This window comes from Maribacter sp. MJ134 (assembly GCF_003970695.1).
Lineage (GTDB): Bacteria > Bacteroidota > Bacteroidia > Flavobacteriales > Flavobacteriaceae > Maribacter.
Genome location: NZ_CP034570.1, coordinates 1084697 through 1100083, shown reverse-complemented (window position 1 = coordinate 1100083; position 15387 = coordinate 1084697). Strand labels below are relative to the sequence as shown.

Genomic DNA, 15387 nt, shown 5'->3' with positions numbered 1-15387 from the left:
TTGCTGAAAATCCCCCAAACACATATTATTAATTCACTGCTTACAGCTCCTAAAATCCCAACGGATTTATTATGGGGGCTTTCTGCGTTCTTCGGGGTGTTGGCATTAGTCTACTTGATATCCGTCTTTATTTTCAGGAATAAAATTTCTAAAGAAACGAGACTGGTTCGGGAAAAGAAAAAGGAGCTTTCACCCATCATCAGTGAATTTCTATTCTATGATGAGAAAGGGGACAAGATCGAGAAAATAAATTATATAGGCTTAAAGGTTGAAATTCGGGAACTCATTAAAGATGATTTTGATAGAAAGGTTTTAACGGAAATTGTTATGGACCTACGTAAAGATGTCTCAGGTACCACAAGACAAGAACTTTTTCATATCTATAAAGATTTAGAGCTTCATAAGGACGCTTATAAAAAACTTAAAAGCTGGCGATGGGAATTGGTTTCTAAAGGAATTTATGAGCTAACACAAATGAACGTAACAGAGTCGTACGGATTAATTACAAGATTCATTAACGACAAGAGAGCTACCATTAGAAAACAGGCAGAAATTGCTACCGTTTCCCTTAAGGAGGACGGTATATCTTATTTTCTGGATAATACCAAGTACAAGATTTCTGAATGGCAACAGTTGAAGCTAATGGATGTTGTTCGAAACAAAGAGAATTTTATTCCACCTGCATTTAGGCTTTGGCTTACTTCCAAAAATAATTATGTGGTTCTTTTTTCTTTAAGACTCATCAAATATTACAATCAGAACGATTCGCATGCCTCTCTAATAGAACTGGTAAAGCACAAAAACAATCATATAAAACGAGAGGCCATTCAATGTATTACCGCCTTTCACATTACCGATGCCATACCGGTGTTAAAAATGGTTTTCAGGAAATGTACGACAGATGTAAAAATGACCATCCTTGAAGCTCTAGGCGAACTGGGGTCAAAAGAGGAGATAGATTTTCTGAAACAGGTTGAAATTACAGATAAAGATTTTACGGTTCGGAACAAGGCCGTGAGGGCTATAAATACGATTAGTCCAGAGGTTATTTTGCCCACAAAGGATATTGCTGAAGCATCAGCGTGGGAGGAAACTGTAATGGAAGAACCACTTGTGGCGGATACGGGCGCACCAGACCCTGAAGCGATAAATGAATTACCAAAACAGTCAGAAGATACAATAGTTCCCCAAGAAAGTAATGAAATCGAATCAAAACCACCGACCATGGAAATTGATCCAGAAGAACTCTCGTTCTTACCACTAGTTACAGCGGAACAGAAAAATAAATCCGAACAACATCAAGAGAAGATCCAACCAACAATTAATGAGCTTCCCGGAGTCTATGAAGAAGTTGCTCCGGGGGAGTCCCTCCTAGAGCTAAATATAGATTTTCTGCCTATTGTTCAACCCGCGCCAAAGGATGATGAAGATGACCCGCTTCAAATGGAGGTGATTTCTCAGGAAGTAACACCTATAACCAAAATTGAGAAGCTAGAAAATATAACAGTAGACTTTGATGAAGTGGTAATAGCATCAGGTCTCGTTTCGGATCATGTACCACCAGCAAAGGAATTACCGCAGAAAACGGAAAGGGTAGATGTTAGGGAATTCGATTTGATTTTTGAAGAAGTAATCATTGAGAATTCGGAGTCCAGTACTAATGAAATGATTATCGACTGGACTACGGCTTTTGAGGAAAACAGCATCGTTGAAGCTACTAATGAGGTGATGGAAATTGAAGTGATGTTGAACGCCGCTGAGATAGTTCAAAACGAGGTACAAGAAGACATCAACCTCTCGATTCCCAAACCTAAATTCTTAGCTAAGCAACCTTTGGAAACTATGATTTTGTTACAGGATATCGCTGAGCTAGGGGACCATAGGGAAATACCTTATTTAAAGCTTTTATTAGAAAAAGAACGTTCTGCTACGGTTAGGCAACGAATTGAAGAACTTATTAATTCCTTCACCGAAAACCGTGCGGAAAACTATTTTAAGATTACCACTATAGCACCAGGCTATAGCATTTTCCATGAGCTTTTTCAGAACAGGGACGTAGAGTCAAAATTGGTACTGCTAAACGAAGTTGCAGCGGTAGGGGATGAGAAAGAAATTCCGCTATTACATTCTTTGTTAGAAGATGAATCGCCAATAATTAGAAAGCACGCTGCCATAACCCTAAAACTTTTGAATGAAAGACTGTTGGAGGAGGTTAGCAATGAAATTTCAGCACTTCCGATAGACGCGGTAATAGCGGATGAAAACGTTTTGGATTCCAGAAATACCTTATCCACGGAGACAAAGACATCGCTTTTGGATATTCCTTTTGAATTAGAGAAATCAGGAGCAATACCTATTGAAAAAGAAAATACAAATGTTACTAGAGAATCGGGAAGCACGCTTTTTGACCATCTCTGTGCGGTATCCACAAAATTTTATAACAAACTAAATGGCTAGTGGTGTTTTAGATATCGTATTAGAGTACATAAACATTGTTTTTTTAGTGTTTACGGTCGTGCTATTTACCATGTTCACAGGTATGGGTTATCTATCCACAAGAAATTCCATCCATTATAGGAACAAGAATAGTTTTGGTGACATGTCCAAACTCATGGCATCACCTTTGGCGCCCAGCATTACCATTATAGCGCCAGCGTACAATGAAGGGATGACTATAGTAGAAAATATACGCTCATTAATGTCGTTGCGTTACGTTAATTATGAGGTAATGGTGGTTAATGATGGTAGTAAGGACGACACCCTACAGAAAATGATAGATGCATACGACCTTGTTAAAATAGAGCAAGAGATTGACCCCGAATGGAAATCGAAACCCATACGGGGTATCTATAAATCACCTCATAAGGCCTTTGCCAAGCTCACCGTTATCGATAAGGAAAATGGAGGGAAATCGGACGCCTTAAATACGGGGATGTCCCTATCTACGAACCAATATGTGGGTTGTATCGATGTGGACTGCCTATTGCTTCCAGACGCCCTATTACACGTGGTGAAGTCTTTTTACCAACGTTCGGAGAAACGGGTCATTGCCGTAGGGGGTGTCATTAGAGTAGCCAATTCATGCGTTATACAAGGCGGGCAACTAGAAGAAATCCGATTACCGAGTAATTGGTTGGCGAGATTTCAACTCTTGGAATATACACGCTCTTTTATTTTAGGTAGAATGGCGTGGGGTCGTATTGATAGTCTTTTGATCATTTCCGGAGCTTTTGGCTTTTTTGACCGTGAAATAGCACTTGCGGTAAACGGCTACGATACCAATACGGTGGGTGAGGACATGGAAATCGTCTTTAAGATGAGGCGTTACATGCACGAACGTAAACTGCCCTATACCGTAGAATATATACCGGACCCTTTATGCTGGACTGAAGTGCCGGAGGACGGTAAAATACTGATCAACCAAAGAGACCGCTGGGCAAGGGGTAATCTCGAGACGCTTTACAAGCATAAGGATATGTTCTTTAATCCAAAATTTGGAAGATTGGGGATGCTGAGCTACCCGTACTGGTTTTTTTATGAATGGATGGCTCCTTTATTGGAGTTTTTCGGGTTTTTTACCATCATCCTTTTCTATTGGCTGGGTATTCTTAATTGGGACTTTTTTATCGCCATTACGGCCACTGTTTACATCTTTTCGGTAATGTTCTCTTTCTATGCCATTCTGTGGGATACATACTCCTACAATGAGTATAAAAAAACAAAGGATATTTTAATTCTCATGTTCTGTGCTATTATAGAGCCTATAACATTTCACCCTATTGTGGTTTGGGCCGCTATCAGGGGCAACTATAAAAAATTATTCAAGGTAAAATCTGGTTGGGGTTCCCAAGTAAGAAAAGGATTTGCCAAAGCAACGTAAAATGCATCAGTTAGATACGGACATACCGGTAAAAGCGCAAAGAACATTAAAGGACTATATTCCTTTAGTGATTACCTTCTTTGTGGGCTTGGCACTTCTGTCCATTTACCAGAATACCATGTTGTATTTCTCAGGTGTACTGGATAGTATTGTGAATAAGAGCCTGTTCATCCATTTATTACACCACTTGGGTTTTACTGCCGTAGCTGCGCTCCTTTTAGCCTTTGTTTTTAATCTTACAGAGAATCAAAAACCCGATCTGGGATTTCGATTCATAAAGCTCATACTAACGATGTTACTCATAGTAGAGGCGATATTGGTTACGTATTATATTAGTAACTACGAGGCCTTAGGTGCTAATTTTATGGCCATTAATGAGGCAAGTGCTTCTCGTTTTTCGTGGATTCGTGCTATTGGTGCCATTGCTGTGACCATTACAGCTTGTCATTTCATACATAAGTACATCGCTTCGTTCTATACGGTAATTAGCAGAATGTATCCTTTTACGATAATCTTGTTCAGTATGTTTTTGGCGACCTTATATTCGGACAGAAAACCGATTAATGAAAACAAAACCCAGTACTTACTCGAGCATGTCTGGCAACAGGCACTGAATTTTAATACCTACGAAGGGGAGAAGGAATACCCTTTACTTAAGCAGGACGACTATAAAACCGAATTGGGTGCCTATTTTAATTTCAAGGCCGAAAAGCCAACCATAAAAATTCTTATCGTAGAAGGTTTGGGTGCAAGCTTGACGAATGAAGATCAAGACTTCAAGGCGTTTATGCCTTTCTTACAGGAACTGCAGAAAAAATCGCTGGTCTGGACCAATTTCTTAAGTAACACTGGCGAGAGTCACGCTGCCTTACCCACCATTATTGGTTCCTTACCTTTCGGTAATCAGGGTTTTACCCATATTTCAAAATTTACCAATAGAAATACAATGTATAGCATTCTTGGTCGTAATGGCTATGAAACTTCCTTTAATTATGGAGGTAATAGTGCCTTACATTACTATGATAAGTTTTTGGATGAGGAGAACGTCAGTTCCATTTTGGATAAAAAGGCCTTCGGTTCGCAATACGATTTACAGGAAGAAGATGCGGCGGGTATCACACTTGGCTATCCGGATAAGGTGTTGTTCCAGAAATATGAACAGCTTAAAACTACCGCAACCGAGCCCAAACTTGACGTTTTTCTGACCTTGAGTTCTAAGGAACCCTATCAAATACCACAACGTGATAGGTATATAGAAAAAGTAGAAGAGCTACTCGCCAACTACGAATTCTCGCACAGGTCCCATAGGGTTATCGAAAACAACGAAGCTTTGTTCGCTAGTTTTCTATATACGGATGAAGCCATCCAACAATTTTTAGCACAGGAAGCTAAGACTTCAACATACCAAAATACCATATATATTATTACGGGAACACACCAGACAGCGGGTTTGCCGCAGCTGACCACTTTGGACAAATACAGGGTTCCCCTTATTATCCATAGTCCTTTACTCAATGCTACAGAACGGTTTGCCACTTTGGCCTCTCATGCAGATATTGCACCCAGTATAATTTCTGCTCTAAGGGAGACATACCCTATTCAAGTCCCTAATGCCAATGCTTGGTTGGGCAAAGATGTGCTAGAGCCCAAGACTGACCAGAAACAAATTCCTTTGTTACGAAATGCGCATAATATTACCGATTACCTTAGTCATAATCATTTTATAACCGATGGTGATGTGTACGCTTTGGATAAAGACTTGAATCTTTTAGACGCCAAAGATGAGGAAATAATTAAAAAGGTAGTGGGCCATTTTGATTACTTCAAATCCGTGAATAACTACATCGCCGAGAACAATAAACTTATCCCCAAAGAATTAGCTCTTGTTAATGACAGGAAGCCTAAATTCAGTAAAGTGGACATGATTTGGATTCAAAGTGTATTCAATGGAAAGGATTTTGACAATGCCTATAGAACGGCGAGGAAATTGGCCATTAGTAAGGATTACGACAGGTCATTATTACTCTGCGATTATATTTTATCAAAAATTCCACGCCATGCGGATACGGAAATACTCATGGGACGCGTTTACTCTTGGAAGCAAGAGTATGATAATGCCATCAAAACACTAAGCAAAGTGGTGGAGAAATACCCCGAATACGAGGATGGATACCTTGCCCTGATGGATGCACTTTATTGGTCTGATAATAATTCTGAAGTTTATAAAATCAAGGAATTGGCGCGCGAAAATCATATAAACAGCATATTGCTAGCAGAAAAAATTAAAAGATCTATACAACGTGTTCAGGCGGCCAAGCTTGAAAATGAAACTAAAGGAATAAATCAAAGTACTGCGCTAGCTCCAAAGAAATAATGAACTTAGTAAAATATCTTATTACAATAATCACCATTTTATGTTGGGTACACTTCACAAGTGCACAAGATATAGCGTACAATGGCGACCCTGATGCTTCTTACTTTGTGGCAAGGGACTTAGCTTTTGCAGGTGATAGAGGTACTGCGCGGGACACCTTAAAACAAATACTTAGCAAATATCCCGATTATACGGATGTGCGCTGCCTTTTGGCCAAAACCTATAGTTGGGATAATGAATATGATAAGGCACGTCTTCAATTCAATCGTATTACAAGTGAAGAACGAAAAAATAAGGAGGTGTGGATTGGTGCCATTAAGAACGAGCAATATGCCAAAAACCTGAATATTGCCTTAGGTATGACCAACAAGGCCTTACTGTTCTTAACCGATGATGCCGATATTTTAAAACTTAAGACAGATATTATTCAACAAATTGAAGAGCAACAACTGCTTCAAAATGTACTTAAGGCTACAAAAAATGAAGATACCAATAAGCAATCCATAACCTTGTCTACCCAAAGCGAAGTATTTGATGCCGAACTGGATGCCATGTATTACGGTAGCTTGGAATACAAAAAAGAAGCTAACTGGGGCGTTTTAATTCCACGGCTTACGTTTAACCGTCGATTTAATATTAACGGGATACAAGCAGAGGTAGATGCTTATCCTACCTTCTCCAAGACTTTAAGTGGCTATTTGAATTATGGATTTTCCACTTCTGCTATATTTCCCAGACATCGCATAGGAGGGGAGGTACTCAAAGAATTGCCAAAGGCCATGGAGGTTTCCGTAGGCTTTAGACATCTTTCCTTTGAAAATGATGATGCCACCATACTTACGGGCACGTTTGGTATATATCGTGGTAATTATTATGCGGTCTTTAGACCATACGTGGTTCCGGATAGTAGAAAAGGTATTGGAGTTTCTGGAAATGTATTGGTGAGACGCTACCTGAAAGACGGAAATAATTTCCTGGGACTAAATCTGGTCTATGGCTTTGATACGGAATTAAATCAATTTGTTGTGGATGGTGAACTGCTGGCAGAAACGCTCTTATATCTAGAAGCGCAACGATTACGTTTGGAATATCAATTTACCAATACAAAGGGCACCAACCTCTATAAAGCTAACCTTGGCGTAAACCGTCAAGAACTGGCATTTAGCTCTGGAGAACTTTTTCTTTCCGTTACGGCAGGTATCTCCTACCAAGTAAAGTTTCGATGAAATACCAATAAATCCGACTAATAACATCCCATTATTGGACATTTTAGTTCTTGTTTTAAAGGATTTTTAACATTCACCTAGTATTTGGCTTAGTTTACAACAAAAATAAATGAGTACACCACATTTTGTTGTGGAAAGTGAAGCTTCTAGATATATTTACAATGTAATTTATGAGTACCCAAATCAAAATATTAATTAATCCCTAATAAATGCTTTACGATACCTACGGTGAAGAATACTTAGTGTTTCTTCAAGACCTAAACGAAATCTTAAGTCTTAACGAATTAACGGAATTGGACTATATGTAGTCTAGACCTATTGAACGAATCCCAAAAAACCTACGAACATGGCACATCAAAATCAGGACAACACGTCCTATCAGAATTTTATTCAAGATTTAAACAGCATACTTGTTGATATCAATATCAGTAAGCTTACGTATTCCTAATCCCTTAGTGAATAATAAAAAAACGCCCGTATAAGCTACGGGCGTTTTTTTGTTTGTATAAATAAGTATTACAATACTATCCTAAATAGGTCTTTAATAATTTACTCCTAGAATTGTGACGCAGTTTCCGAATGGCCTTTTCACGAATTTGACGAACTCGCTCTCTGGTTAAGTCAAACGTTTGTCCAATCTCCGCTAAGGTCATGGATTGTTGATCTCCAATGCCATAATAGAGTTTTACTACATCCGCTTCTCTGGGTGACAAGGTTTCTAAAGCTCTATTGATCTCTGTATTCAGGGATTGTTGCAATAAATGATTGTCCGGTCTTGGTGACTCTCCAGAACGTAACACATCGTATAAGTTCGAATCTTCGCCCTCACGAAGAGGTGCATCCATAGATACGTGTCTTCCCGAGTTTTTAAGCGACTGCTTTACTTCCGTCACGGTCATCTCCAATTCTTTGGCAATTTCTTCCGCAGAAGGGGGTCGCTCATGAGTTTGTTCCAAGTAAGAAAAAGTCTTCTTGATCTTGTTTATTGAGCCAATTTTGTTCAATGGTAAACGAACTACCCTTGACTGCTCGGCCAAAGCCTGCAAAATGGATTGTCTGATCCACCATACGGCGTAAGAAATGAACTTAAATCCACGTGTTTCATCAAAACGTTTGGCTGCCTTGACCAAACCTAAATTTCCTTCGTTAATTAAATCCGGTAATTTTAATCCTTGATTCTGATATTGTTTTGCTACGGATACAACAAACCTTAAATTGGCAGTGGTCAACTTTTCCAAGGCAATCTGGTCGCCCTCACGTATCCTCTGGGCTAATTCTACTTCTTCATTTGCGGTAATCAAATCTATCTTACTGATATCTTGCAAGTACTTGTCCAATGATTTTGATTCGCGATTGGTTACCTGCTTGATAATCTTTAGTTGCCTCATATATGAAAGTTTGTTTTAGGAGTTCTACAAGATTACATAATACATTTTTATTCCCTCTTTTCCAAAGACTTCACTACTTTCTTTTACATTATTTATGAGCGTAGCATAAAAATAGTGGGCATTTAGGGATTTTGATTGTACATGGTGTATTTTTGAAACAACCCTTTGCAGTATGAGTAAGCGAGCTTTAAAAACGTACTTATCCCAGTTATCTAAATCAGCTTTAGAAGAACAGCTCCTAGATTTGTACAACAGGTTTCCCGAGGTAAAGACGTATTACGATTTTGTTTTTAATCCTAAAGAAGAAAAACTGGTGCAGGAAGCTAAGGCAAAAATTTCCAATGAGTATTTTCCACTTAAACGTAGAAGGCCCAAAGCCAGGCGCTCCGTGGCGCAAAAATACATTAAGCATTTTCTTAAACTAGGGATGGAACCGCATCTCATTGCTGATGTTATGTGTTTTAATCTGGAAATTGCTCAAACTTTTGAGGAAGAACGTAATGTTCCCGATGCTTTTTACAAAAGCATGCTCAACTCGTTCACAGAACTAATTCAATACACCACATTACAGGGCTTGATTCCAAATTTTAAAGAGCGAATCGTAAAAATATATACCATAACCCAAGATAAGAACTGGCTTTACGAGGAAGGTTTCTCCAAAGCCTTAGATATAGTAGATTAGATGGCAATAGTGATCATTAGACAGGACGGAAAAATTGAACTCTGGAAAAGTGCGCTTTTACGTGCCAATCCAGAACTTAAGGTCTATAGTTATTTGGAGGAACATCCTAAGGAGGATATTGTAATGGCCTTAATCTGGAAACATCCAGAAGGGAGTCTGACCGGTTATCCAAATCTAAAGTGCATTGCTTCCGCAGGAGCTGGGGTAGATTATATTTTTGAGGATAGCACTGCGCCAAAGCATATACCTATCACACGTGTAGTAGACCCCTATCTGGCTAGTGACATGTCCGAGCATGTGTTGGCCGTTATACTAGCGCATTTAAAAAACCTCAATACCTATAAGCTTCAACAAGTGGACAATCTTTGGAAACCTAGAGCTTATAAGCGTATTAAGGACCTTAACGTGGGCATTTTAGGTTTAGGTGAATTGGGTGCCCTAACTGCTCTTGACCTACTGCGTGTAGGCTTTAGGGTTCAAGGTTGGTCCAGAAGCGAGAAGACTATTGGCGATGTCAAAACCTTTGCGGGCCCAAGTGAACTCGGTACCTTTTTAAATACTACGGATATACTAGTGTGCCTTCTCCCTTTGACTCCGGAAACCAAAGGTTTTATTGATACTCAACTATTGGAGCAACTCCCTAAAGACGCTTACGTTATAAACGTAGCTCGGGGCGGACATGTCGTGGATGCGGATTTGCTGGAGCAATTGGACAAGGGGCATATTTCCGGGGCCTGTTTGGATGTATACCATCAAGAGCCATTAGCGACCTCCCATCCTTTTTGGCATCATAAAAAAGTACACATGACACCACATTACGCCAGTGTATCGGATACGAATTCCGTAGTTCCACAAATATTGGAAAACTATCAAAACGTACTGAACAGTACCGAATTATTAAACGAAGTGGACCGTAACAAAGGGTACTAATTTTTACTAAAGCGGAATTTATATTTCCAATACCGATAAAAATCTTCTAATTTTGTAAGGTTTTCCCCGATGAAACTGAAGTGAACACTAAATTTAGATTGCCAGCCTTTTGAAGCTAGAAAAAGATACTACTGAAAAAACATTGTACGATTATCAGGAAGAGGATTTAAATGCCATTTTTAAGCATTTAGAGGAAAGCCCCGATAATACCAACCTGTTATACCAATTACCCACGGGTGGAGGGAAAACGGTAGTCTTTTCCGAAATCGCCAAGCGATACATAGAGAAAAAAAAGAAAAAGGTCGTAGTGCTTACGCATCGCATAGAGCTTAGTCTACAGACATCAAAAATGCTACATGGTTTCGGGGTCAACAATAAAATCATCAACAGCGAGGTGAAGGAACTCATTGACCAAGATGAGTTCATGTGCTTTGTAGCGATGGTAGAAACCTTAAACAATAGGCTGCAGGAAGAAAAGGTAGAAATCAACAATATTGGTCTGGTTATCATCGATGAGGCGCATTACAACTCCTTCCGAAAGCTGTTCAAGTATTTTGAAAACGCCGTCATTCTCGGGGTTACAGCAACTCCTTTGAGTAGTAACATAAAACTTCCCATGAAGGAAAACTATAAAAAGTTGATCGTGGGGGAGTCCATAGAATCATTGATCGGCAGAAAGTTCCTGGCCAAGGCCAATATGTACAACTACGATGTAAGTCTACAGAGTTTAAAGTTGGGCATTAACGGGGATTACACCGTAAAATCTTCAGATGAGCTTTATGGTAACCATAGTATGTTGGGCAAATTGTTAACGGCCTATACGGAAATTGCTTTGGGCACCAAGACCTTGATATTCAATAATGGTATCAATACTTCCAGGTATGTATATGAAACCTTTAAAAAAGCAGGGTATAACGTCCGTCATTTGGATAATAAAAATACTGCGGCAGAACGTAAAGAGATTTTGCAGTGGTTTTCAGAAACCCCGGATGCCATCCTTAGTTCGGTTAGCATTTTAACTACAGGGTTCGATGAGCCAACGGTAGAAACCATTATCTTGAACAGGGCAACCCGTTCGCTTACCCTTTATTTCCAAATGATTGGTCGTGGGTCGCGCTACCTTCCCAATAAAGAAGAGTTTACGGTGGTGGATATGGGAAATAATATTGCCCGTTTTGGTTTGTGGAGCGCTCCGGTGGATTGGCAAGAAATTTTTCATTTCCCTGATTTCTTCTTAGAGAACATCAAGAACGATGAAGAAATAGAGCGGGAATTTGTTTATGAAATGCCACAGGCGCTTAGGGAACAGTTCGCAAAATCAGAGAACATAGAATTTGATATTAAGGCAGAATACAAGAAAAGCTTTGCCAACGGAGAAAAATCCAAACTGGTCCTCGAAAAGAGTATTGAGCAGCATGCGCAAATTTGCGTGGAGAACGCAGAAGATGTTTTTGACGCCCGTATACTGGCCAAACAACTTAAAGAAGAAATCGCCTACCGGGTACGCCAATATTCCTACTGCATCATGAACAATACCAAGAACTACAAGGAGTGGCTAGAGGAAGATTACGAACGTAAACTGCGTTCCAAAATTTCAAAAAAGTTCGCGGCGAGGATGTAGTTTGTAAGAGTTAGAAAAAACCATCTCTTGTAACACCAGTTTGCACCTAATAAATAGTTAACCATTGCAACAAAAAAACACCGAAAAGGGATTGACCAGAACACTTCTCGTTATCGGTTGCCACTGGCCAGAGCCCAACGCGACGGCGGCTGGGGTGAGGATGCTGCAATTACTTCGTTTTTTCCTAGAGCAAAACTATAAGATTACGTTTGTCGCGGCCATGCAAGAAAATGAGTATGTGCAACCGTTAAAGGATATGGGTGTTCGGACTACTACAATCAGTTTGAACAGTAACTCTTTTGATATTTTTTTGAAGGATTTAGAACCGCAAGTGGTGCTGTTTGACCGTTTTATAACCGAAGAGCAATTTGGTTGGAGGGTTGCCGAACATTGTCCCCACGCTCTACGGGTTTTGGATACGGAGGACTTACATTCCCTGCGTCATGTACGTGAACAGGCTTTTAAAAAAGGAGTCGCGTTTACGGTAGATGCCTGGTTGCAGGAAGATAAGACCAAGCGGGAAATTGCAAGTATATATCGTTGTGACATCGCCTTGATTATTTCTAGCTTCGAAATGGAACTTCTTCAGGAAACACTTCAAATAGATTCGAGCCTACTGCTTCATCTTCCTTTTATGGTTGATGAGAAGGATATACCTAATCCCTTACCAGCATTTAAGGAACGTACCGATTTTGTATTCATAGGAGGTGGAAAGCATGCCCCGAATGTGGATGCTATCAAATACCTGAAACAAGCGATATGGCCTAAAATAAGCGCTGCCTTGCCGAAGGTTAGCTTACATATTTATGGTGCTTATCTTCCGCAACAGATTCATGAAATGCACGATTCAACATCAGGGTTTTTGGTTCATGGAAAGGCTGCCTCGGTAAAAGAGGTGATGCTAGCCAATCGTGTTTGTCTGGGACCTTTGCGATTTGGGGCGGGAATTAAGGGAAAATTACTCCATGCCATGCAATTTGGTACGCCGAGTATTACTACCACTGTTGGTGCGGAAGGCATGTATGGCACGATGGATTGGAACGGGTTTATTAGGGACGAACCGGTGGATTTTGCGAACGCTGCCATCCAATTGTACGGTGATTCCGTTACTTGGACAAGAGCCCAAGAACAAGGTAAAAAAATCATAAATCAGTACTATAATCGCATTCTTCTGGAAAAAGCCTTGGCTGATAGATTACAAGAGACAGCCCAAAATATAGTGGCACACCGCAGACATAATTTTATAGGCAGCCTATTACAGCATCAAACTATGGCCAGTACCAAATACATGAGTAAGTGGATTGAGGAGAAGAACAAAAAATAGTTTAGGAAATAAATACGCTAAATCATTCCGAAACTAATTTGTACAACTGCTTTTGAAGTGGTCACTGAGCGGAGTCGAAGTGAACAAAAAATAGTTCTGGAAATAATTACATTTCATCCATATTTTAAACAAATCTAAAGGAGTGGCGTCCTGAAAGAGACGTTGTATCGAGAACGTTTGGAAGAGAATCCTTCGACTGCGCTCAGGCCAACGTCCTCGGGAACACAAGAGCTTCTCGATACTCCTTGTACTCCCGAAAAGGTCGTAAAAGCCACTCGAAGTGACTTGATGGTTTTAAGTATTATTCTATTTCTACAATGTCAGTTCGAGTGGCGTCCTGAAAGAGACGTTGTATCGAGAACGTTCGGAAGAGAATCCTTCGACTGCGCTCAGGCCAATGCCCTCGTGAACACAAGAGCTTCTCGATACTCCTTTTACTCCCGAAAAGGTCGTAAAAGCCGCTCGAAGTGACTTGATGGTTTTAAATATTATTCTATTTCTACAATGTCGGTTCGAGTGACGTTCTGAAAGAGACGTTGTATCGAGAACGTTCGTGAACACAAGAGCTTCTCAAAACAAATCACTTAATCACCAACACCTTAGGATTTATAGGGTACAACCACTCAATACCACGTTCGGTAATGACCGCATCATCCTCTAAAGGAACACGCAGTTTTTTACCGCCCCATTCCGGAACTTTGGTATAAGCGAACAGTTCAATGGATATCAGATTTGAAGGTTTTAGCTCATACCCCAAACGTACGGGATTGAAAAACGCGATAGACGGACCAATTCCGTGTCCCCAGTTGCCAACGGAGTGACAGCCGATAATAACATCGGTCTTATCCAAATCGGTATATTTATTAAAACCTTTCATTTTGTTGAACCCCGCTTTGGTCAAGGCCGCATATACCGCATCTTCTGCCTTTTGCGCCGTTACACCGGGTTGTATCGTTTTTTTGATAATATCCCGAACCTTTACCCCTTGGTCAAAAGCATTCTTAATGCCTGCGGGAACTTCGGTTTCGCCCTCTTTTAATACGTAGGCCATACGTTTCATATCGGTAAACATGTTCATAAGGCCAACGCCCCAATCCAACATTAGCACATCACCCCGTTGTATGATACGGTCGCTAGAGGTGGCCACAACACCATCTGGACCCGTTATATAAACAGAAGGCATTCCAAAGGAAGAACCCAGATTATTTTTATACTGCTCCTCTTTCATGAACCAGGCCACGTCTTCCAAGGTAGTGACCCCGGGCGTAATTACCTCGTTAGAAAAAGCCCTTTCGGCAATGGTATAGGAGAATTCACCTGCCTCACCGTATATGGCAATTTCACTGGCCACACGACGCGAACGAAAATCAGATACCAATTTTTCAGCGGAAACAAAACGCTTGGCATAATCCTCACCCAGAATTTCCGAAAGCTCTAGATAAGCTGAGTGGGTGAGTCCGTCCGCTCCTCCAAAGTTTTTAGAGATATTAAGACCAATGGTTTTGGGATTTCGTTTCTGAACGAACTCCTTCAATTCGTCCGCTGCACCAAAATAGTCGTACGCACCACCTTCCTTCAGCAAATAGCCCCCTACACCCAACGCTGCACGTTCTATACGTTCTTCACCTGTATCATAAAAGATATAATACGCATTTGCGGTAACGTAGCCTTCGCCCATATCGGCATACAAGGGGTCTAGATTACCTTCTCTATTGGTCACAATCCACATGTCTATGTTGTTTTCCCTCATGGCAGAGGGTAAGACCAAATCAAATTTATCTTGCCGTACTTGATTCATTTTACGCCAACGGCGCATGGCTTCCTGACCAAATAGATTGGTGCATAGGAGTACGAGGAAAAATAAGGGTAATCTTTTCATTAATAGCTATTTTGATGAATTCTAAAAATAGAGATAATTTGTTGAATATTATCTAAAATATATCTGACTACAGCTTGATACTT

10 protein-coding genes are annotated in these 15387 nt (G+C 40.2%); 8 read left to right on the top strand and 2 right to left on the bottom strand.

Annotation, left to right across the window (positions count from 1 at the left end; translation table 11 throughout):
• Genes EJ994_RS04795 through EJ994_RS04780 form a run of 4 tightly spaced genes read left to right on the top strand, consistent with a single transcriptional unit; the run spans position 1 to position 7480 of the window.
• Positions 1 to 2457: a HEAT repeat domain-containing protein gene (locus EJ994_RS04795; RefSeq protein ID WP_126591451.1), complete on the top strand. Its 2457-nt coding sequence runs from the start codon at positions 1 to 3 to the stop codon at positions 2455 to 2457.
• A complete protein-coding gene (locus EJ994_RS04790; protein ID WP_126591450.1) occupies positions 2450 to 3880 on the top strand; it encodes a glycosyltransferase family 2 protein in 1431 nt (476 codons plus the stop codon). Before EJ994_RS04795 ends, EJ994_RS04790 begins: the two co-directional genes overlap by 8 nt.
• 1 nt (position 3881) lies before the next feature.
• Positions 3882 to 6254, top strand: a complete 2373-nt coding sequence (locus EJ994_RS04785; RefSeq protein WP_126591449.1) for an LTA synthase family protein — start codon at positions 3882 to 3884, stop codon at positions 6252 to 6254.
• Positions 6254 to 7480 carry a YaiO family outer membrane beta-barrel protein gene (locus EJ994_RS04780; protein WP_126591448.1) on the top strand — a complete coding sequence of 409 codons (1227 nt, stop codon included), beginning with the start codon at positions 6254 to 6256 and terminating at the stop codon, positions 7478 to 7480. Before EJ994_RS04785 ends, EJ994_RS04780 begins: the two co-directional genes overlap by 1 nt.
• A gap of 524 nt (positions 7481 to 8004) precedes the next feature.
• Here the strand turns inward: EJ994_RS04780 and EJ994_RS04775 are convergent.
• Positions 8005 to 8868, bottom strand: a complete 864-nt coding sequence (locus EJ994_RS04775; protein ID WP_126591447.1) for an RNA polymerase sigma factor RpoD/SigA — start codon at positions 8866 to 8868, stop codon at positions 8005 to 8007.
• A 172-nt stretch (positions 8869 to 9040) separates the two neighbouring features.
• Here EJ994_RS04775 and EJ994_RS04770 point away from each other — a divergent pair, with 172 nt between their 5' ends.
• From EJ994_RS04770 to EJ994_RS04755, 4 genes are all read left to right on the top strand, one after another.
• The gene (locus EJ994_RS04770) at positions 9041 to 9550 is read left to right on the top strand and encodes a DUF6155 family protein (protein ID WP_126591446.1); all 510 of its coding nucleotides are present in this window, start codon (positions 9041 to 9043) and stop codon (positions 9548 to 9550) included.
• Positions 9551 to 10480 carry a 2-hydroxyacid dehydrogenase gene (locus EJ994_RS04765; RefSeq protein WP_126591445.1) on the top strand — a complete coding sequence of 310 codons (930 nt, stop codon included), beginning with the start codon at positions 9551 to 9553 and terminating at the stop codon, positions 10478 to 10480.
• A 109-nt stretch (positions 10481 to 10589) separates the two neighbouring features.
• Entirely contained in the window at positions 10590 to 12101 is a 1512-nt protein-coding gene (locus EJ994_RS04760) for a DEAD/DEAH box helicase (protein ID WP_126591444.1), read from the top strand.
• 64 nt (positions 12102 to 12165) lie between these two features.
• Positions 12166 to 13425 (top strand): glycosyltransferase, encoded by a 1260-nt coding sequence (locus tag EJ994_RS04755; protein WP_241240855.1) that lies wholly within the window; start codon positions 12166 to 12168, stop codon positions 13423 to 13425.
• Between the two features lie 580 nt (positions 13426 to 14005).
• Here EJ994_RS04755 and EJ994_RS04750 read toward each other — a convergent pair.
• Positions 14006 to 15304, bottom strand: a complete 1299-nt coding sequence (locus EJ994_RS04750; RefSeq protein WP_126591443.1) for a M24 family metallopeptidase — start codon at positions 15302 to 15304, stop codon at positions 14006 to 14008.
• Positions 15305 to 15387: the final 83 nt, after the last annotated feature.